Origin of the sequence: Burkholderia mycopellens (assembly GCF_964265025.1) — a bacterium.
Lineage (GTDB): Bacteria > Pseudomonadota > Gammaproteobacteria > Burkholderiales > Burkholderiaceae > Burkholderia.
Window position 1 is genome coordinate 3,169,987 of the sequence record NZ_OZ183803.1, and the last position, 18,409, is coordinate 3,188,395.

The following is an 18,409-nucleotide window of genomic DNA, read 5'->3' on the forward strand; positions in this document are numbered from 1 at the left end:
GCCTTTCGGGCGCGCCCTTCCGAGGGTCACGAAACCTTCTCGCCCCGCTGCCCGCCGGCCCCCTCCGGTTCGACCAGCATGACCTCGATCCGCTCCTTACCCTTCCCGGTATTCCTGCGCTTGAGCGTCAGCATGCCGATCTCGCCGGTCGACGCCGGATGCGTGCCGCCGCACGCCATCGTCGCGAAGCCGTCGACTGTCCAGTATCGGCGTTGTGCGTCGACATCGCTGAAGTCGGTCACGATGCGCAGGTCGCGCTCTGACAGGTCGGCCGCGGCCGATTCGATCTCGGGAAACAACGGCGCCAGGCTCGCGTCGCTCGCGAAGTCGATGCGCGCCTTGTCCTGCCCGATATGCGCACCGATGCGCTCGATGCCGGGCCTGAGCCGATAGACCAGCTGCAGCACCATTTCCGCCGCGAAGTGCAGGCGCATCAGCCGGTACCGCCGCGCCCAGTCGATGCGCCAGGTCACGCGATCGCCGACACCCAGCGAATGATCGCGCGGCAGCGTATAGACGATGTCGAGGCCCCGCTTTTCGGCCTGGATGACCGGATAGCCGCCCAGCGACCCCGCGTCGCTTTCCTGCCCGCCCGAAAACGCAAAGAAGATGGTCGCGTCCACCTGCACGCGATCGCCGTCGACGTGGCTGACGACGGTATCCAGCGTCGTCCGGTAGGGATCGTCCCAGAAGATTTTCTTCGTCATCGCCCGCCGTGCCTTTCGCCGAGGAAAACACGCAGGCTAGCCGGATCGCGTACCCGTGGCTTGTACGATCTTGCGCCCTTGCGCCGACGCACCCTCGTCGGGCATCGTACGCGATGCTGTCGCGGTCTCCTCCTCGCCCTTGCGCTCGACACTCCAGGTACGAATCGACCGATGCCCCGGCCGCTCCCATTCGGGCGGCATCCACAGGTGTTTCAGCCGCTGCAGGACGGGCCCGGGTGCAAGCACGTCGCGCCACATGTCGACGAATTCGTGCAGGTTGAGCACCAGGAAGTTGTACGAACGAATCTGCTGCGTGATCCCGTAGTCGACCGGCTCCGTTTCCTCGACGTACGTGCCGAACAGGCGATCGAAGATGATCAGCACGCCGCCATAGTTCCTGTCGATGTAATGCGGATTGCGGCCGTGATGCGCGCGATGGTTCGACGGCGTATCGAACACGTACTCGAACCAGCGCGGCAGCCGCCCGATCGCTTCGGTATGCACGAAGTACTGGTACGCGAGATCGACCGCGAGCAGGAACAGCACGACCGCGGGCGGGATGCCGAGCCACACCGGCGGCAGGTAGAACACGAACACGCCGACGAACGCATTCAGCAGCGACTGCCGCATCGCCGTCGTGAAGTTCATCACTTCGCCGCTGTGATGCGGCACGTGCGCGGCCCAGAACCAGCGCACGCGGTGCGACGTGCGATGAAACCAGTAGTAGCAGCACTCCACGACGACGAAGATCGGCACGATCGTGTAGCCGTTCACCGGCACGTCGAACAGCCGGTGCCGGTAGACCCACGCGAAGATCGCGCCCGTGAACAGGAGCCCCATCACGGTCTCGGCCACCTGATAGCCGGCGCCGAGCGACAGGTTCGCGACGATCTCCTTCCAGCGAAACGGCGCGCGGCGGCCGCGCCCGGTCATCACCGCGTATTCGATCGCGAACGCGATCAGGAAGACCGGCGTCATGCCGATCAGCAGCACCTGCTTCCAGTCCACGTCGTTACCCAGGAACGCATGGAGCCACGTCATCAATTCGGTCGGCATGGTCACGGCCTCGATCAGGAACTGACCGGCAGTATGGTCGCGCACGGGTCGACCCGCGTTGACACTTGCCGACGATTACTTGACACTTTCCGCCATGCCCGCCGCCTCCCCGCTATCGACGCAGCGCATCTACTACTCGAGCACCTACGTGCGGCTGCTGTTCGACTATCTGTCCGAGCAGGGCAAGGATGCCGCGCGCGTGCTCGGCGAGGCGCGGCCACCCGACGACGATCGCGGGCTCACGCTGTACGCGAGCGCCCACTGGCGGCGCCTGCTCGAACGTGCAGTCCGTGCGCTCGACGATCCGCTGCTCGGCCTGCACGTCGGCCAGCGAATCACGCCCGCCCATCTCGGTGCGCTCGGCTACGCATTGCATGCCTGTCGCGATGCCGGCGCCGCACTCGCACGCTGGCAGCAATACGAACACCTGATCGCAAACGTCGCGCGCATGGAAGTGCGAGTCGGGCAGACATCGGTCGAGATCGAATGGCACGACGCGCCCGAGCCGCTCGGCCCGCTCGTCGACGAAGTCGCGCTGACGGCCATCGTCCAGTTCGCGCGCAACATCACCGGCACGCGTCACGGGCCCGACGAGGTCTGCTTCGTGCACCCGCCACCCGCCGACGAACGGCCGTACGTCGACTATTTCGGCTGCCCGGTGCGGTTCGGCCAGCCGGTGAACCGCCTCGCGTTCCCGCTGCACCTGCTCACGCAGCCGCTGCGCCAGCCGGATGACGCGCTGCTGCAGATGATGGAACGCCAGGCGAGCGCGCTGCTTGCCGAGCTGCGGCAGACGGACGATCTCGAACAGTCGGTGCGCGAAGCCGTCGCGCGCCTGCTGACGCAGGGCGAAGCAAGCATCGAACAGATCGCGTCGGACCTGCATGTGTCATCGCGCACGCTGCATCGACGCCTTGCCGAACTCGGGCTCAACTTCCGGATACTGCGCGAGGACACGCGGCGGCGGCTCGCGATCGACCATCTGAACGATCCCCGGCTGACGCTCGCGGAAGTCGCCTGGCTGCTCGGCTATTCGGAACACAGCGCGTTTACGCGTGCTTTTCGGCGCTGGACCGGCGAATCGCCGCAGCAGTGGCGCAGCCGGCAACCTGCGCGGGCAGCGAAAGTCGCGCGCGGCTGAGCGCGACGCACCAGCGCGCCGCCGACGAACTCGCGTCCGCCCGCGCGGTCGAACGAGCATCGCCGGAGAATCCCATGAAACACGTTGCCACTGCCGCTGTCCTGACCCTGCTGGCCGCCGTCAGCTTGCCGGCCGCCGCCGATGCAGCATCCGGCAGCGCCGAGCCGGCGCCCGTCCAAGCGCACGCGAAAAACTGCGTCCCGTCCCGCGACGCCACGCGCGACACCCGCTCGCCGTCGAAGGCGCCGCCAATCCGCGTATGCGTCGGCGACGCCAATACGCAACTGAACCTGCCGTGGTTCCTGACCGACGTGCTCACCGCAGTGGACACGCATCAGTCGGGCGGTGATCTGCTCCGCAAGATGCGCAACGATTTCTGAATCGCGGCTCGTGCGACGCGCCGGCACTGTATCGTTCACGCACCTTCAGACGCTTGCAGCCCCTGCATGAACGTGCCGACCCTGCCGGCCCACATCGCGGGGGCGGCAATGCTGCGCAGCAGCGCAAGCCATTTCTTTCGATCACCTTTCTAAAACGGCGCATGATCACCGCTGATGGCGTTGTAGCGCGGCGTACCGCGCGAAGCGAGCGCGCGATCGGGCAGGAGGTTGCCGGCCTGCCCGTTCACGTCGATCCGGATCCACAGCGAACCGCCGTCGGCTGCGGCTGCACCATCGGTCACGATGACCGTGGGCACGGCATCTTCCATCCCGAAGTTCGGGCGAGCCGCGCGACCGTATCGCGCGGCGACCGATCGCAGGCCGCCGGCAGGTCGACAAAGACAGCATCCCGAAAGAGTGTTTCGTGTCGAGACACAATCACAAAAATACACTAATTGTTGAATAACAATATTTCGTAATCCCTCATCGCATCTTATACTTGCCGCGCACCATCCTCGTGCCAAGAGACGGTGTCTTTTCGTCCCGGCCGCAAGACCATGCGGCCGGGGTTTTTTCGGTGTGCTACGTCTATATACGTGCGCCATATGCACATGTTCATGGACGCAAGCCTCCGAAATGAATGGCCGAGTTCGCGTGTCGACCGGCTCGACTTGCCTCTCCCTACACACAACACCGAAGGCGACCGCGGGAATGTCGGCGTTAACGCCAGGCTCGAAGGCAGTTTTCCAGCACAGCGGTGCGTGGCCGCGGGTCGCCTTTTTCGTCGCCGTAATCGTTTGCGTGCTCGTGCCGGCATGCGCAATCGCGCTTGCCGACCGCTATGCGCGCGATGCCGTCACCGAGCATGAACGCGTCATCGCGAACGACATCGTGGCGTCGGTGGACCGCATCCTCGACGGTGCGCGCCTGCGCCATGTGGACGAGCTGACCGCGCTCGTCGGACGGCCATGCCCGGCAGTATTCCGGACGCTCGCCGAGATAGGCACGCGCCTGCGCTACCTGCGCGCCGTTGCGCTGGTGCACGACAGTCGCGTCATGTGCTCATCGGCGCTGGGGGCGATCGACTTGCCGCTCGACGCGTACATACACGAGCCGGAACCGGGATCGACGCGCGTCACGTTATTGCGCCAGACGCCGTTCCAGCAGGGCATTCCGGTGCTGCCCGTGTTCTACGCCACCGCGCCCGGTGCGGGGGTGCTCTACCTGATCGAAGGCGACTACGTGGCCGACGCGCTCGCGCACGGCGCCCGCTACGGGACGGAAACCGCGACGCTGTCGATCGCGGGTGCGGGCCATCTCGATCAGCACGGGAAGTTTTCGCCGGAATCGGCCGCGGAACCCGCGGGCGGCAGCACGATCGTGTCGCTCCGCTGGCCGTTCACGGTGCAGGTTGCCGCATCCGCACACTATACGTCGCAGGTCCGGCAACACTATCGGCTGATCGGCATCACGATCGTGCTGCTGGCGGATGGCCTCGTGATGGCGGCCTACCTGCTGGCGATGGCGCCGCGCCGGCTGCTGCTGAAGGCCGTGCGCAACGCACTCAGGCGCGACGAGCTCCATGTCGTGTACCAGCCGATCGTCGATGTCGAGACGCGCAGGACCGTCGGCGTCGAGGCGCTGCTGCGCTGGCAGCATCCCAAGTGGGGGGCCATCAGCCCGGCCGTGTTCATCCCGCAGATCGAATCGAGCGCGGTGCTGCCGAAAGTGACCGAATTCGTGCTGCGGACAGCCGTGTCGGAACTGTCCGCGCTGACGCCGTCCGCGCCGCTGCGCATCGCCGTCAACATCGCGCCGAAGGATCTCGAGCGCACGCGGTTCGTGTCCGTCGTCGAGGAGGCGATTCGCGCGCTGCCGCCCGGCTTTACGCTGGTGCTCGAAGTCACCGAGCGCATCCTGCTCGAGAAGAACGCGCGGACCACCGCGATCTTCCACGCGCTGAGAGCAAAAGGCGCGAAGTTCGCGATCGACGATTTCGGCACGCATCACAGCAATCTCGACATGCTGTCGCGCTTTCCCTTCGACTACGTGAAGATCGATCGCCAGTTCGTCTCGCAACTGAACGGCGGCAGCGCGAGGTTGATCGAAGGGATCGCATCCGTTGCGCATCACTACGACCTGAAGATCATCGCGGAGGGGGTGGAGACCGAAGTGCAGCATCGCGCGCTGCACGCGGTCGGGATTCACTATGCGCAGGGCTATCTGTATCAGCGGCCGCAGCGGCTGGCGCATTTGAAGCAGGATTTCGCGTGGGCGCCGCTGTAGGGGCGGCGTCGCCGACACATCCGTACCGACGGCTGCTCATCGACGCGCACGCGGCTCTTTGCCAGGGTGACATCACCGACGGGGCATGATGGAACGATCGAGCACGACGGGCGTGTTTGAGGGGTGCCGGTTCGAGTCCGGTCCCCGGCACCCGCTTCAAGTCATTCAATGTTCGATCGCGTACGCAAAACCCGGGGAATCGCTGCGTTTCCCGGGGTAGTTTGTTCGCCGGTGCTGACGTGCATGCTGTCGCGCGCTCATGCATCCGGGCTGTCATCCGCATCCGCCGTGCGGCGCGTCAGTCGAACGTACGCACCAAGGCGGACGCCTTGGTTGCGATCAACCAGTTGCCCGCCACCTTATGCATGACGAAGTGATCGTTGAACAGCCGGTTTCCGATCCGCACCCGCACCGTCGCCGTTGAAAGGCCGTCCGAGATATTCTCCATCGAGAGGATCGCTTCATCTCTCGGCGCGCCTGTCGATCGCGGACTCGGCCTCCCGTTGATGAGCGCCGCATACTCCTGCGACGACAGGATGCGCAACTGGCCTTCATCCAGCCACTGAATCAGGCAACTCGGGTGAAAGACCTTGTCGAAGTCACGGCTCTTCGGCTCATAAGCCAAATTGAAGTAGTCCTCGATCAAGGCGGCTACGGCATGGGTCTGGGTCATGGCTGGCTTTCCTCGGTAGTGAACGGCTCGTATAGTGAGCGATCCTCCCCACCCTCGGCTACGGCGACCCGGTTATCGCTGCCATTACAGGAACACATGGATCATGGAAGACCTCGATGGGGGACTCGTCAGCGGCTTGCTCGTCCTCGCAGCCCTGGCCGAATCCGGGAGCTTCGGCCGTGCGGCATCTCGTCTGGGCAAGACGCAGCCGGCGGTCAGTCGCGCTATCCAGCGACTGGAGGACCGTCTGCGCGCGAAGCTCGTGCATCGCACCAGCCGGCACGTCGAAGTGACGGACGCCGGCCATGCGCTGCTGTCGAAGGTGCTGCCGTTGCTCCAGGGAATCGAAGAGGCGACCGTCAGCGCCTCGGACCAGACCTCGATCGTCAACGGTACGCTCCGCGTGGCGTGCGATGCCGTGTTCGCCCGCCTTGTGCTGGCGCCGGAGCTGGCCCAGTTCATGAAGGCCCACCCTGCCCTTCAACTGAAGCTGGAGACCCGGAACGACCTCTCGGACCTGGTAAGCGACGGATTCGATCTCGCCATCCGGTTCGGACCGCCAACCGTTTCAACCCTGGTTTGCCGCCGGCTATACAGTCCGCGGGTCCTGACTGTAGCCGCGCCGTCGTACCTGGAGCAACGCGGTCGGCCGAGGTCGCCGCAGGATCTTGTCGATGATGGCCATGAATGCATCCTGGCCATCGACCCGGCTACCGGCAGACCCTTCGAATGGGAGTTCTGGCGTGGCAACGAGAAAGTGAAGGTGGCCGTCAGCGGGAACCTGACGCTCACGGACGCGGGCACCAAAATCGGCGCCTGCGTTGCCGGCTACGGGATCGCCCAGGTGATCGACCTCGGGATCGACACGCACCTGCGTGCGGGCACGCTGGAGCCGGTTCTGACGGACTGGCGCGACGAGACGTTCCCCCTTTACGTCTACTATCCCAGCCGGAACCACGTTCCGGCCAAGGTCAGGGCGTTCATCGACTTTGTTGCCGGCATGATGCCCGGGCTACAGTCGAAAAACCCTGGCGGCTGCCGGCAGCCGTCGCCCACCCTGCTCGAGACGCTGCGGCGCGAGTAATCCCCTTCTTGCCGTCGCGCGCCTGACCTTCCGTTTCAACCGTCATCGCCATGTCCTCGCGTCCATTGCACGGCGTGGATATCGCCCGGCGGTCGATTCATCTTTTCGTCGGCACGGCCTGGGTCAGATGCGAAACGGCATCCTCATTCGCCTGCCCGCGAACGGTCGGACCTGCCGTCAAGCGCTTCGAGAAATCGGGGCGCCGGCCGGCCCACACACGATCGTGCCTCGCCCGATGGCTTCCTGCCACCTGTTGCCACGCACGCCGCCGCCGGCACGACCTCCATTCAAGCGCTAAAATCCGCCGCCTGGGCATCCACGACGAGCAAGCGTTTTGACGGAGTTCGAGCAGGGTTTCATCCTCACCCGCCACTGGCGGGACACCGCGTCCGGCATCGAGATCGAGTTCTGGCTGGCAACCGGACAGGGTCCGCGCCGCGTGCGGTTGCGCCCGCAGGAAGCCGTCGCGTTCATTCCGGCTGAACAGCAGACGCTCGCCGAACGCGCGCTGGCCGGCGAGCGTGAGGCCGAGTTGCGCCCGCTCGCGCTGCGCGACTTCCGGCGGCGGCCGGTCGTCGGCCTCTATTGCAAGCGTTATCGCCACCTGTCCGGGCTGCAGAAGCGCCTCGCGGCAGCCGGCGTCGACGTCTACGAAGCCGACGTGCAGCCGCCCGACCGCTACGCGATGGAGCGTTTCATCACGGCATGCGTGCAGTTTCGCGGCCAGCCCGGCCGCGACGGCACGCTGACCGGCGCCGAACTGAAAGCCGCGAGCGGCTATCGCCCGGCGCTGCGCTGCGTATCGCTCGACATCGAAACCAGCGTGCACGGCGAGCTGTATTCGATCGCGCTCGAAGGCTGCGGGCAACGACAGGTCTACATGCTCGGCCCGCCGAACGGGGGCGACAGCGACGAAGCGGGCGCGATCGATTTCCGCCTCGACTACTGCGACAGCCGGCCCGCGATGCTCGCGCGGCTCAACGAATGGTTCGACGAACACGATCCCGACGCGGTGATCGGCTGGAACCTCGTGCAGTTCGACCTGCGCATCCTGCACGCCCATGCGGAGCAATACGGCGTACCGCTGAAGCTCGGGCGCGGCGGCAGCGTGCTCGACTGGCGCGCGCACGGCCAGCAGCCCGACCACTTCTTCGCGGGCGCGGCCGGCCGGCTGATCCTCGACGGCATCGACATGCTGAAATCCGCGACGTGGACGTTCCCGTCGTTCAGCCTCGAATACGTGTCGCAGGCCCTGCTCGGCGAAGGCAAGTCGATCGACAACCCGTACCAGCGGATGGACGAGATCCAGCGCCGCTTCGATCACGACAAGCCGGCGCTCGCGCGCTACAACCTGAAGGACTGCGAGCTCGTCACGCGCATCTTCGACAAGGCGGACCTGCTGTCCTTCGCGCTCGAACGCGCGAGCGTGACGGGCCTCGCGGCCGACCGCACCGGCGGGTCGGTCGCGGCCTTCACGCACCTGTACCTGCCGCGCATGCACCGGCTCGGCTACGTCGCGCCGAACCTCGGCGACGTGACAGGGCAGAACAGCCCCGGCGGCTTCGTGATGGATTCGCGCCCCGGGCTGTACGACTCGGTGCTCGTGTTCGACTACAAGAGCCTCTATCCGTCGATCATCCGCACGTTCCTGATCGATCCGGTCGGGCTGATCGAAGGGCTCGCGAACCCCGGCGACGACGCATCGGTGCCCGGCTTTCTCGGCGCGCGCTTCTCGCGTACCGCGCACTGCCTGCCCGATATCGTGCGCCGCGTGTGGGAAGGCCGCGACGACGCGAAACGGCAGCGCAACGCACCGCTGTCGCAGGCGCTGAAGATCATCATGAACTCGTTCTACGGCGTGCTCGGCTCGACGGGCTGCCGCTTCTTCGACCCGCGCCTCGCGTCGTCGATCACGATGCGCGGGCACGAGATCATGCACCGCACGCGCGAGCTGATCGAAGCGCAGGGCTACGAAGTGATCTATGGCGATACCGATTCGACGTTCGTGTGGCTCGGCCGCGCGCACGACGACGACGCAGCCGGCGCCAAGGGCCGCGCGCTCGTCGAGCACGTGAACCGCTGGTGGCAGGCGCACCTGCGCGACCACTTCGGGCTCGAGAGCGCGCTGGAGCTGCAATACGAGCGGCACTATCGCCGCTTCCTGATGCCGACCGTGCGCGGCGCGGAGGAAGGCAGCAAGAAGCGCTACGCAGGTCTCGCGGCAGCGGCCGGCGGCGGGGAGGACCTCGTCTTCAAGGGGCTCGAAACGGTGCGCACCGACTGGACGCCGCTCGCGCAGCAGTTCCAGCGCGAGTTGTACCGGCGCGTGTTCAGCCGCGAGCCGTACCAGGATTTCATCCGCGACACCGTGCGGCGCACGCTGGCCGGCGAATTCGACGACCAGCTCGTCTACCGCAAGCGCGTGCGCCGGCCGCTGCGCGAATACGAGCGCAACGTGCCGCCGCACGTGCGCGCGGCGCGGATCGCCGACGAGTTCAACCAGGCACAGGGCCGGCCGCTGCAGTATCAGCGCGGCGGCTGGATCAGCTACGTGATGACGACGGCCGGCCCCGAGCCGCTCGAAACCATCCGCTCGCCGATCGACTACGCGTTCTACCTGAGCCGCCAGCTGCAGCCCGTCGCGGACGCGATCCTGCCGTTCCTGCGCGACGATTTCGAACGCGTGATCTCCGGGCAGGGGCAGTTGTTTGGCGACTGATGCCACGGCACCGCGCTGCCCACTCTTGCTCATCCTGAAACACTGCAGTCACGGATTCTCCATTTATCCGGGCGGTCCGGGTTCCTAAACTCGTCTCGTCGGTTCAGCCAAGCGAATGCGTGCAGGACCGTAACGAAACCGTCTGAGGAAATCGTGAAATCCATCATCGTCACCATCGCCGCTACCGCCGCCGTTCTCCTCGCCGCACCGGCCGTGTCGTACGCGCAGTCGTCGCACTCGACGCTCACGCGCGCCCAGGTGCGCCAGGAGCTGTTCGACCTCGAATCGGTCGGCTACGACCCGATCGCCGCCGATGGCGAGAACTATCCGGGCGACATCGTCGCCGCGCAGGAGCGCCTGGCCGCCAAGCGCCTCGCCGAACGCAAGCATGCCGATACGGCCTATGGGTCGAACGGCGTACCCGTCACGGAGTCGGGCGTGCCGGCCGTCGAAGCGGTGAAGCAGTAACGCGCCGCCGGTCGCGTCGGGGAAACACGCCCTGACGTGCCTCCCGCAGCCCATCCGGCTAAAATACCGGCCTGCTGCGCCTCCCGCCGCGGCCGGAGGACATTCAACATGACCGCACGTCGCGGTGCCGCGGTCGTCATCGCACCCGGCCATCAGACAGCCAGCCTGTCGAACGCCCAGAAAACGTTCAATACGCTCGTCAAGCAAATCGAGCAGCGGCGCGAGCGTCTCGGCGCGTGGGAAGCCGTCATGCCGGCCTTCCAGAAGAAATTCGTCGACGGCCTGCTGCCGCTCGAGCAGGCATCGACCGCATTGCGGATCCGCTTGCTCAATCTGCTCGACGACGCATTCCTGCAAAAAGGATTGAGCAAGGCCGAGCAACGCACCCTTTCCGAACTGATCGCCGGCATGGCGCGCGACCTGCTCGACGTCAGCGACGACGCGCAGGTGAAAATCATCCACAACCGACACTGCGCATCCGGCGACGACGCCACCGCACCGGTCGACCGCGCACCGGCGAAGCCGGAGCCGGAACCGGAGCCGATGCCCGGCGTTGCACCGGCAGACGATCTCGACACGCTATCGCCCGACGAACTCGCCGAGCGCATGCAGGCCGAACTCGACGAGCAGTTCAGGCGTGACATGGCCGCCCACGAGGCCCGCGAGGCGCAGCGCGCGAAACGCAAGAAAGCGCCCCGGCAATCGGCCGCGGTGGCGAAGCGCGAAGCCGAGCAGGCCGAATCGAGCAAGTCGATCCGCGAGGTCTATCGCAAGCTCGCGAGCGCGCTCCATCCCGATCGCGAAACCGATCCGCAAGCGCAGGCGCGCAAGACCGTGCTGATGCAGCGGGTCAACCACGCGTATGCGAAGGGCAATCTCCTGCAACTGCTGGAGCTGCAGCTGGAAATCGAACAGATCGACCGGCGCGCGATCGACGGCCTGAGCGAAGACCGGCTGACACGCTACAACGGCATTCTCGAGGAACAGCTCCGCGAGCTGGATCAGGAGATCCAGCACGTCGAAACCGGCTTCCGGCGGACTTACGGGATCGCGTCGTCGGTCAAGGTCGCGCCCGACACCGTGATGCGCATGCTCACGCGCGACATCGCCGGCATGCAGCGCAGCAACCACGACCTGACCGTGGCGCTGCACGCATTCGACGACCCGGAAAAGGTCCGGGACTGGCTGAAGGACATGAAGCGCCGGCCCGCTTCGTCCCGGTTCGACGACGAGCCGTTCTGAGCGCGCACGCGCATCCGGCCGAACGGAACGGCGGCACGCGGTGCCGCCGTCACTTGCTCACGCGCCCCGCATCACGCCCGGTGCCCCGAGATCGGCCCCGCTTCGCCGGTCAGGTTGAAGATGCTGTCGATCCACGCAAGAAACGTCGAGAACGTGAAGTCCGACCACTGCTGCGTGCGGAACGCCTTCATCACCGGCGTATCGGCCGGGTCCTGCTGGTTCAGCAGGTTGTCGACGAACGTACCGATATCCGCGTCGATGCCGTTCTCGTGGATCCCCGACCCGGTAAAGCTGACCGCCGTCACCTGATGGTTGTCGATGAAATCGTTGCGCGCCCACGGCATGAAGTAGCCGAAGTTCGGCAGCGGGTTCAGCGTCTGCTTCAGCCCGTCCAGCTCCTGGTCGAACATCGCGAGCGACAGCGCATCCTTCGTCGCGTCGTCGGGCGCCGCGATCACGGCCGGCACGAACGCGCGATAGTGATACGCGGCGATGATCTTGTCGCGCTGGTAGCTCGAGAAGCCGAAGCGGTCGTGCGGGAATGTCGCCGACAGCGCCGCATACGCGCTCCCCATGTTGCCCGGATCGAAATGGCGGGTCAGTCGGCTGTTCACGGTGATCATCCCGTCGGGGCCCGTCATCCCCCACTCGGTGCGCACCCGGTCGTACAGGCCGACCGACGGATGCGTGGCCGCGTCCGCATCGAACGGCGTGTTGAACACCGTGCCGGCGTCGTCGAGCAGCGAACTATGCGCCTGCGGCTGCAGCGTGTTGCGCAGCGTCGCGTAGTTCGCGAGCGTGCCGTAGCCGCCCGCGCTCATCCCGTACACGAGCAGCCGGTTCGGCTTGCCGAAGCCGTGCGACGTCAGCCACTGCGCGACGGCCTGGATGTTCTTCAGCCCGCTGTAGTGCTGCAGCCGCCAGTCGCCGCTCGGCGACGTGTAGTTGCGCACCGCGCTGCCCATGTGGATATCTCCGGTGCAATAGGGCACGAAAACCTGTGTCCACTGCTGCGTCTCGACCTTCGGTTCGCCGACGAGAATGTGCGCGAGATCCATCCGCGTGAGCAGCGGCGACAGGAACGACGACAGCAGGCTCTCGTTCGCCGTGCCGTTCATGTAGTTGTGCGGGATGCCGTCCGGGTTGAAACCGCCGAGGCCGGCCTCGGCGCCGGTCGATGTCTGCGTGCAGGTGCCGTAGTCCCAGCAGGCGCCGCCCGGCTCCATCATGTATAGCAGGTTGTCCGACTGCGCACGGTTGACGTAGAAGCGCATCGGCGTGCCGTTGCCGCACGATGCACCGGTGCTCTCGGGCAACGTCACTTCGTACCACGAATAATAGGGAATCGACGGATCCGGCATCGTCGTATCGGCCGCGTGGCCGTTCAGTGCCGCGCAACCGAGCAGCGTGGCAACGGCCGCGCGCAGCAGGCATCGTGCTGTGGACATCTCCCCTCCTTGTCGATGGACATGACGCGGCCGCCGGGCGCCGTCCCGGCGTCGCGGATTCGGCGCTCAGTGCACGCCGGACGGTGAAGCGCCGTCGAACAGCTGGACACGCAGCGCCTGCAGGCGCTGCGCGATGACGGCTTGCTGCTGGTCGGGATCGGGAATGCTCGCCTGAACCTGCCGGACGACGTCGCGGCTCTGCTGTTCGTACGAGAGATAGCGCGGGTCCTGCGCCGGCGACGGGCCGAGCGTCTGCTGCGCATAGGCGTCCCATTGCGCACGCATCGACCGGATCGCCGCGCTGCGTGTCGCGGGGTCGGCTTCGGTATCGGTGAGCAGCGCCGCGCTCAGCGCTTCGGCCTGCACGGGCACGATCTCGTTGCGCGCGACATGGTCGGGCAGTTCGTCGAGAATCCGGCGCGCGAGTGCGGCGCGCTCCGCTTGCGGCATGCTGTTGCGGCGATCGCCGTACGCGGCGACCTCGTCGCGAAAGCGTGCGAATGCGACGATGCGCTTCACTTCGGTATCCGCATCGGGCCGCCCTGCCAGGCTGCGACGCAGGGCATCGACGTCGAGCCGCCGTTCCTCGGGGCCGCGCGTCGCCGCGCCGGTGCCGAACGATTCGGCCACGCCTGGCACCACGCTCGCCGTCGCAGCCGGTGTGCCGGATGACGCGGCTTGCGCCGGTGTCGTCGCTTCATATCGCCAGACTGCAACGACGGCCACGCCGATCGCCGCGATCGCGCCCGTGCGCCGCCAGAGTGCCCTGTTATTCTTCACGTCGCCTCCTCGTCACGTCATGCCGTTCTTCGCCGGTGCATCCGCGAGTAGGTTCTAGGTCGAATCCGGCACGCAGTCAAAAGCGGCGCTAGAACGCAGGCACTAAACCCGGTCGCGTTGGCCACGTCCGGCAAGACGTTTGAAACGCATTTCGTTGTCGCACGGCCAGGCGCCCAAGGTCGCGCGCCACGCCCGCCCGGCGGCGGTTCGGGCCAACACGCGCGATGTATGCCGCGACGCCAAGCAAGCGGCGATCCAGCCGCGCGCGGCACGCGGGCCATGCGTCGGCGCGGCCGATACGAATGGCCGGAAAAGACCCGTCGAACGACCCGCTGAGCGCTTGGTCGTGATTCTGGCGCGCCCTATGCTGGTTTCCGACACGCGCCGAACGGTCGGCGCGACGCACACCCCACCCAGCCGAGCCCGTTCCATGAGCCGTGCAGACCTTCCGCATCGCGCGCCCGCCGCCGTCCACGACTATCCGACCTATCGCGACGCGCTCGCGGGCCGCCGGCTACCCGCCGCATTCGTCGACCTCGACTGCCTCGACGCGAACCTCGCCGACCTGAAGCGCCGCGCACGCGGCCTGCCGATCCGGCTCGCGACGAAGTCGGTGCGCTCGCGCGAACTGATCGGCGCGGTGCTCGCCGCCGGCCCGTTCATGCAGGGGCTGCTGTGCTACTCGGCCGCGGAAGCCGCGTGGCTCGCGGACGGCGGCTTCGACGACATCGTCGTCGCGTATCCGACCGTCGAGCCCGACGACCTGCGCGCGGTGGCCACGCAGCTCAGGCGCGGCCGCTCGATCACGCTGATGGTCGACGCCGATGCCCAGGTCGATGCGATCGACCGCATCGCACACGAGGAACGCGTGACGATCCCGCTCGCGATCGATCTCGACATGTCGTCCGCGTATCCGGGCCTGTACTTCGGCATGTACCGCTCGCCGGTGCGCGACGTGGCCGGCGTACTCGCGCTCGCGAACCGCATCGGCGAGCGGCAGCACGTGCGGCTCGACGGGCTGATGGGCTACGAAGGACAGATCGCCGGCGTGGCCGACACGGCGCCGGGCAACGGCGCGCGCAACGCGCTGGTGCGCCACCTGAAGCGCCGCTCGGCGCGCGAGATCAACGCGCGCCGCCAGGCGGCCGTGCAGGCGCTCGCGGCGGCGGGCCGCCCATTGCGCTTCGTGAACGGCGGCGGCACCGGCAGCTTCGAAAGCACGCTCGGCGACGCATCGGTCACCGAACTCGCGGCCGGCTCCGGCCTCTACGCGCCGGCGCTGTTCGATCACTACGCGGCGTTTCATGCGCAGCCGGCCGCCGGCTTCGCGCTGCCGGTCGTGCGGATTCCGCGGCCGGGCATCGTGACCTGTTCGGGCGGCGGCTATATCGCTTCGGGCCCGGCCGGCAAGAGCCGCCTGCCGCGACCGTGGCTGCCGGCCGGCTGCACGCTGATCGACAACGAAGGCGCGGGCGAGGTGCAGACGCCCGTGCGCGTGCCGCGCGGCGTCGCACCGGCGATCGGCGACCCGATCCTGTTCCGCCACGCGAAGGCCGGCGAACTGTGCGAGCGCTTCAACACGCTGCTGCTGATCCGCGGCGGCCGTGTGGTCGGCGAGGCGCCCACCTATCGCGGCGAAGGCAAGAGCTTTTTCTAGCGGGCGCGCTGCGCGTCGTTCCAACCGGTCAACCCGTTCACCCCATTCAAGCGACAACCACGGAGACAATGCCATGTGGCGCAACTGGTCGGGATATGTCTGCAGTCCTGATGCAACCGTGTCGACGCCTGCGTCGCGCGCCGGGCTCGCGGCGCTGCTGCGCGACGCGGCGGCCGCCGGCGCCACCGTGCGCGCGGCCGGCGCCGGTCATTCGTTCTCGCCGCTCGTGCAGACCGACGACGTGATCCTGTCGCTCGACGCGATGCAGGGCGTGATCGACGTCGACCGCGACCGGCGCGTCGCGCGCGTGCATGCCGGCACGCGGCTGTGGGCGTTGGGCCCGGCGCTCGCCGCGCACGGCCTCGCGATGGAGAACCTCGGCGACATCAACGTGCAGTCGATCGCCGGCGCGACCAGCACCGGCACGCACGGCACCGGCATCACGCTCGGCAACCTGTCGACGCAGATCGACAGCCTGACCTTCATGTGCGCGGACGGCAGCGAGATCCGTGCGAGCGCCGATACGCACCCCGACCTGTTCGCCGGCGGCCGGATCGGGCTCGGCGCGCTCGGCGTGCTGACCGAGATCGGCCTGCGCCTCGTGCCCGCGTTCAAGCTGCGCCTCGAGCGCGGCGGCATGCGGCTCGACGACTGCCTCGCGCAAGCGGACGCGCTGATCGCGAAGCATCGCTCGTTCGAGTTCTACTGGTTCCCGCATACGGACAGCGTGCTGACCAAGGCATGGGACATCACCGACGAGCCGGCCGACTCGGTGCACTGGACGCGCCGCGCATCCGAATCGTTCCTCGAGAACACGGTGTTCGGCGCGCTGTGCGGGCTCGGCAAACGCGTGCCGTCGCTATGCCCGGCGCTGAGCCGGCTGTGCGCATCGACCGTGTCGGCCGGCCGGCACGTGGATGCGAGCTACGCGATGCTGTCGACGGTGCGCCGCGTGCGCTTCAACGAAATGGAATGGTCGGTGCCGGCCGAACGCGGCGCCGACGCGCTGCGCGAAATCCGCGCGTTCATCGCGCGCCGCAGCTTCCCGCTGATGTTCCCGATCGAATACCGCTGGGTGCTCGGTGACGACATCTGGCTGAGCCCCGACTACGGGCGCGACAGCGTGCGCATCTCGGTGCACCAGTATCGCGGGATGCCGTTCGACGCGTACTTCTCGGGCGTGCAGGCGATCTGCCGCAATCACGGCGGGCGGCCGCACTGGGGCAAGGTGCATGCGATGAAGGCCGCCGAGCTGGCGGCGTGCTATCCGCACTGGGACGATTTCCTCGCATTGCGCGAACGGATGGACCCACACGGCCGCTTCCTGACGCCGTACCTGCGCACGCTGTTCGGCCTGCCGCGAAGCGCAAGCGCGGCCGCATCCGCCTCCGCTCGCGCCACACCGGCCCGCCGAGCGACACACCCGATGCACGAAACGGCCGGCGTCGCACACGATCGGCCGCGATCCGACCAGGAGGCATCATGAGCACAGCCACGCTGCACGCGGCCGCGCAGGCGCGTCCCGATCCGTCGACCGGCGCCGTCGTCCGCCTGGCGCTCGCGTTCGCGGCGGCCACCAACGGCCTGATCCTGTCGCCGTTCCTCGTCGCAGCCGTGATGACGCGCTTCAGGCTCGACGAAGGCACCGCGACCGCGCTCGTCAGCGCCGAGATCCTCGGCATCGCGATCAGTTGCGCACTGCTGTCGCACCGGATCGCGCGCGCCGCGCGGCCGTTCACGCTGGCCGGCCTGGTCGGCACGATCGCCGGGCAGGCGCTCAGCGCGGTCGCGCCCGAGATCGTGTCCGCGGCAGTCGCGCGCGGGATGACGGGGCTGTTCGAAGGGATGCTGTTCGTCGTCGTCGCATCCGGCGTGTCGCAGCGCGCGTCGACCGACCGCCTGTGGGGGCAGATCAACCTGCTCGCGGGCGTCATCAACGGCGGCATCCTCGTGCTGATCTCCGCGTTGCCGGCCGGCTGGCTCGGCCACTGGGTGTTCGCGCTGCTGGCGGCCGTCGTCGCCGCGCTGGCGCCCGCGATCCGCGGCATCGACGCATTCGCGAGCGCGCCCGCGCACACCCACGTGCGCGCCGGCACGCTGCCGTGGCGGCCGGTGATCGCGATCTGGGTCGTGACCGCGCTCGTCTATGGCGTGCAGGCGTCGCAATGGGCGATCGCCGGCTTCGTCGGCGAGCGCGCCGGGCTGTCGCCCACGACGATCGGCGTGCTGCTGTCGGTGTCGTCGCTGCTCGGCTTCATCGGCGCGGCGATTCCGTCGCATCCGGCCAGCCACCCGCACCGGCTCGCGCTGATCTGGGCCGCGCAGCTCGCGATGATCGCGTCGATCGAATGGTTCTTCAGCGCGCGCGGCGGCAGCGCGTACTTCCTGAGCCAGTTCGTGCTGAACAGCGCGTTCTTCGTGATAGTGCCGTTCCTCACGGGGATGCTGTCCGACGTCGACCCGGACGGCTCGCTGGTCGCGCGCACGCTCGTCGTCACGTTCTTCGCAGCCGGCATCGGCACCGCGCTGTCGGGCGCGCTGCTCGGCCGCTTCGGCGGCACGCGCGTCGCCCACGTGCTGTGCGTGGCCGTGCTGGCCGCCGCCCCGTTCGTGCGGCTCGCGCTGCGCCGCGCGGCGCCCGGTGCGGTGGCGCGCGCGTCGCCCTGAGCGCACTGCGTCATGCGGTGGCCGCGACGCACCACGAGATTGGCCGCCGCGGCCTTGGCCCGCGCAAATTTGGCTTTCTACAGTCGTTTCCGGCGGTGCGA

The 18,409-nt window shown here is 67.5% G+C and carries 16 protein-coding genes; 10 read left to right on the top strand and 6 right to left on the bottom strand.

The genetic code is table 11. The features are described 5' to 3' along the window. Window positions 1-26: 26 nt before the first annotated feature. Window positions 27-707, bottom strand: a complete 681-nt coding sequence (locus ACPTTC_RS32450; RefSeq protein ID WP_423395449.1) for an alanyl-tRNA editing protein — start codon at window positions 705-707, stop codon at window positions 27-29. A 36-nt stretch (window positions 708-743) separates the two neighbouring features. Beyond that, complete coding sequence (locus ACPTTC_RS32455) at window positions 744-1,763, bottom strand: sterol desaturase family protein (RefSeq protein ID WP_423395754.1); 1,020 nt, start codon at window positions 1,761-1,763, stop codon at window positions 744-746. Between the two features lie 94 nt (window positions 1,764-1,857). On the opposite strand from ACPTTC_RS32455, the gene ACPTTC_RS32460 reads away from it, so the two are divergent. Then, on the top strand, window positions 1,858-2,904 hold the full coding sequence (locus ACPTTC_RS32460; RefSeq protein ID WP_423395450.1) for an AraC family transcriptional regulator: 1,047 nt from the start codon (window positions 1,858-1,860) through the stop codon (window positions 2,902-2,904). Window positions 2,905-2,978: 74 nt separating this feature from the next. Continuing rightward, the gene (locus ACPTTC_RS32465; protein WP_423395451.1) at window positions 2,979-3,284 is read left to right on the top strand and encodes a hypothetical protein; all 306 of its coding nucleotides are present in this window, start codon (window positions 2,979-2,981) and stop codon (window positions 3,282-3,284) included. A 149-nt stretch (window positions 3,285-3,433) separates the two neighbouring features. Here ACPTTC_RS32465 and ACPTTC_RS32470 read toward each other — a convergent pair whose 3' ends face one another. Further along, the gene (locus tag ACPTTC_RS32470; protein WP_423395452.1) at window positions 3,434-3,601 is read right to left on the bottom strand and encodes a hypothetical protein; all 168 of its coding nucleotides are present in this window, start codon (window positions 3,599-3,601) and stop codon (window positions 3,434-3,436) included. Between the two features lie 394 nt (window positions 3,602-3,995). On the opposite strand from ACPTTC_RS32470, the gene ACPTTC_RS32475 reads away from it, so the two are divergent. Continuing rightward, window positions 3,996-5,570, top strand: a complete 1,575-nt coding sequence (locus tag ACPTTC_RS32475) for an EAL domain-containing protein (RefSeq protein WP_423395453.1) — start codon at window positions 3,996-3,998, stop codon at window positions 5,568-5,570. A gap of 298 nt (window positions 5,571-5,868) precedes the next feature. On the opposite strand, the gene ACPTTC_RS32480 is transcribed toward ACPTTC_RS32475, so the two are convergent. Next, the gene (locus ACPTTC_RS32480) at window positions 5,869-6,243 is read right to left on the bottom strand and encodes a nuclear transport factor 2 family protein (protein ID WP_423395454.1); all 375 of its coding nucleotides are present in this window, start codon (window positions 6,241-6,243) and stop codon (window positions 5,869-5,871) included. A gap of 103 nt (window positions 6,244-6,346) precedes the next feature. Here ACPTTC_RS32480 and ACPTTC_RS32485 point away from each other — a divergent pair, with 103 nt between their 5' ends. The 4 genes from ACPTTC_RS32485 (at window position 6,347) to ACPTTC_RS32500 (ending at window position 11,756) form a co-directional block, all read left to right on the top strand. Next, entirely contained in the window at window positions 6,347-7,327 is a 981-nt protein-coding gene (locus ACPTTC_RS32485; protein WP_423395455.1) for a LysR family transcriptional regulator, read from the top strand. A gap of 334 nt (window positions 7,328-7,661) precedes the next feature. After that, window positions 7,662-10,046 carry a DNA polymerase II gene (locus ACPTTC_RS32490; RefSeq protein WP_423395456.1) on the top strand — a complete coding sequence of 795 codons (2,385 nt, stop codon included), beginning with the start codon at window positions 7,662-7,664 and terminating at the stop codon, window positions 10,044-10,046. A 153-nt stretch (window positions 10,047-10,199) separates the two neighbouring features. Next, complete coding sequence (locus ACPTTC_RS32495; protein ID WP_423395457.1) at window positions 10,200-10,514, top strand: DUF4148 domain-containing protein; 315 nt, start codon at window positions 10,200-10,202, stop codon at window positions 10,512-10,514. Between the two features lie 108 nt (window positions 10,515-10,622). Continuing rightward, entirely contained in the window at window positions 10,623-11,756 is a 1,134-nt protein-coding gene (locus tag ACPTTC_RS32500) for a J domain-containing protein (protein WP_423395458.1), read from the top strand. Window positions 11,757-11,827: 71 nt separating this feature from the next. Here ACPTTC_RS32500 and ACPTTC_RS32505 read toward each other — a convergent pair whose 3' ends face one another. After that, window positions 11,828-13,204 carry a pectin acetylesterase-family hydrolase gene (locus tag ACPTTC_RS32505; RefSeq protein WP_423395459.1) on the bottom strand — a complete coding sequence of 459 codons (1,377 nt, stop codon included), beginning with the start codon at window positions 13,202-13,204 and terminating at the stop codon, window positions 11,828-11,830. A gap of 66 nt (window positions 13,205-13,270) precedes the next feature. Beyond that, window positions 13,271-13,984, bottom strand: coding sequence for a phospholipase C accessory protein PlcR (plcR, locus tag ACPTTC_RS32510; RefSeq protein ID WP_423395460.1), 714 nt, complete (start codon window positions 13,982-13,984; stop codon window positions 13,271-13,273). 430 nt (window positions 13,985-14,414) lie between these two features. Between plcR and ACPTTC_RS32515 the strand changes: the two genes are divergently transcribed. From ACPTTC_RS32515 to ACPTTC_RS32525, 3 genes are all read left to right on the top strand, one after another. After that, window positions 14,415-15,641 carry an amino acid deaminase/aldolase gene (locus ACPTTC_RS32515; protein WP_226200052.1) on the top strand — a complete coding sequence of 409 codons (1,227 nt, stop codon included), beginning with the start codon at window positions 14,415-14,417 and terminating at the stop codon, window positions 15,639-15,641. A 73-nt stretch (window positions 15,642-15,714) separates the two neighbouring features. Continuing rightward, entirely contained in the window at window positions 15,715-17,127 is a 1,413-nt protein-coding gene (locus ACPTTC_RS32520) for a D-arabinono-1,4-lactone oxidase (protein ID WP_423395461.1), read from the top strand. Beyond that, the gene (locus tag ACPTTC_RS32525) at window positions 17,124-18,308 is read left to right on the top strand and encodes an MFS transporter (RefSeq protein ID WP_423395462.1); all 1,185 of its coding nucleotides are present in this window, start codon (window positions 17,124-17,126) and stop codon (window positions 18,306-18,308) included. The genes ACPTTC_RS32520 and ACPTTC_RS32525 overlap by 4 nt, the downstream gene beginning before the upstream one ends. The last annotated feature ends 101 nt before the right edge of the window (window positions 18,309-18,409 follow it).

Excerpts from the sequence above, each read along its gene's own strand:
- ACPTTC_RS32450 (WP_423395449.1), bottom strand. The coding sequence starts at position 707 with ATGACGAAGAAAATCTTCTGGGACGATCCCTACCGGACGACGCTGGAT.
- ACPTTC_RS32455 (WP_423395754.1), bottom strand. The coding sequence starts at position 1,763 with ATGCCGACCGAATTGATGACGTGGCTCCATGCGTTCCTGGGTAACGAC.
- ACPTTC_RS32460 (WP_423395450.1), top strand. The coding sequence starts at position 1,858 with ATGCCCGCCGCCTCCCCGCTATCGACGCAGCGCATCTACTACTCGAGC.
- ACPTTC_RS32465 (WP_423395451.1), top strand. The coding sequence starts at position 2,979 with ATGAAACACGTTGCCACTGCCGCTGTCCTGACCCTGCTGGCCGCCGTC.
- ACPTTC_RS32475 (WP_423395453.1), top strand. The coding sequence starts at position 3,996 with ATGTCGGCGTTAACGCCAGGCTCGAAGGCAGTTTTCCAGCACAGCGGT.
- ACPTTC_RS32480 (WP_423395454.1), bottom strand. The coding sequence starts at position 6,243 with ATGACCCAGACCCATGCCGTAGCCGCCTTGATCGAGGACTACTTCAAT.
- ACPTTC_RS32485 (WP_423395455.1), top strand. The coding sequence starts at position 6,347 with ATGGAAGACCTCGATGGGGGACTCGTCAGCGGCTTGCTCGTCCTCGCA.
- ACPTTC_RS32500 (WP_423395458.1), top strand. The coding sequence starts at position 10,623 with ATGACCGCACGTCGCGGTGCCGCGGTCGTCATCGCACCCGGCCATCAG.
- ACPTTC_RS32505 (WP_423395459.1), bottom strand. The coding sequence starts at position 13,204 with ATGTCCACAGCACGATGCCTGCTGCGCGCGGCCGTTGCCACGCTGCTC.
- ACPTTC_RS32515 (WP_226200052.1), top strand. The coding sequence starts at position 14,415 with ATGAGCCGTGCAGACCTTCCGCATCGCGCGCCCGCCGCCGTCCACGAC.
- ACPTTC_RS32520 (WP_423395461.1), top strand. The coding sequence starts at position 15,715 with ATGTGGCGCAACTGGTCGGGATATGTCTGCAGTCCTGATGCAACCGTG.
- ACPTTC_RS32525 (WP_423395462.1), top strand. The coding sequence starts at position 17,124 with ATGAGCACAGCCACGCTGCACGCGGCCGCGCAGGCGCGTCCCGATCCG.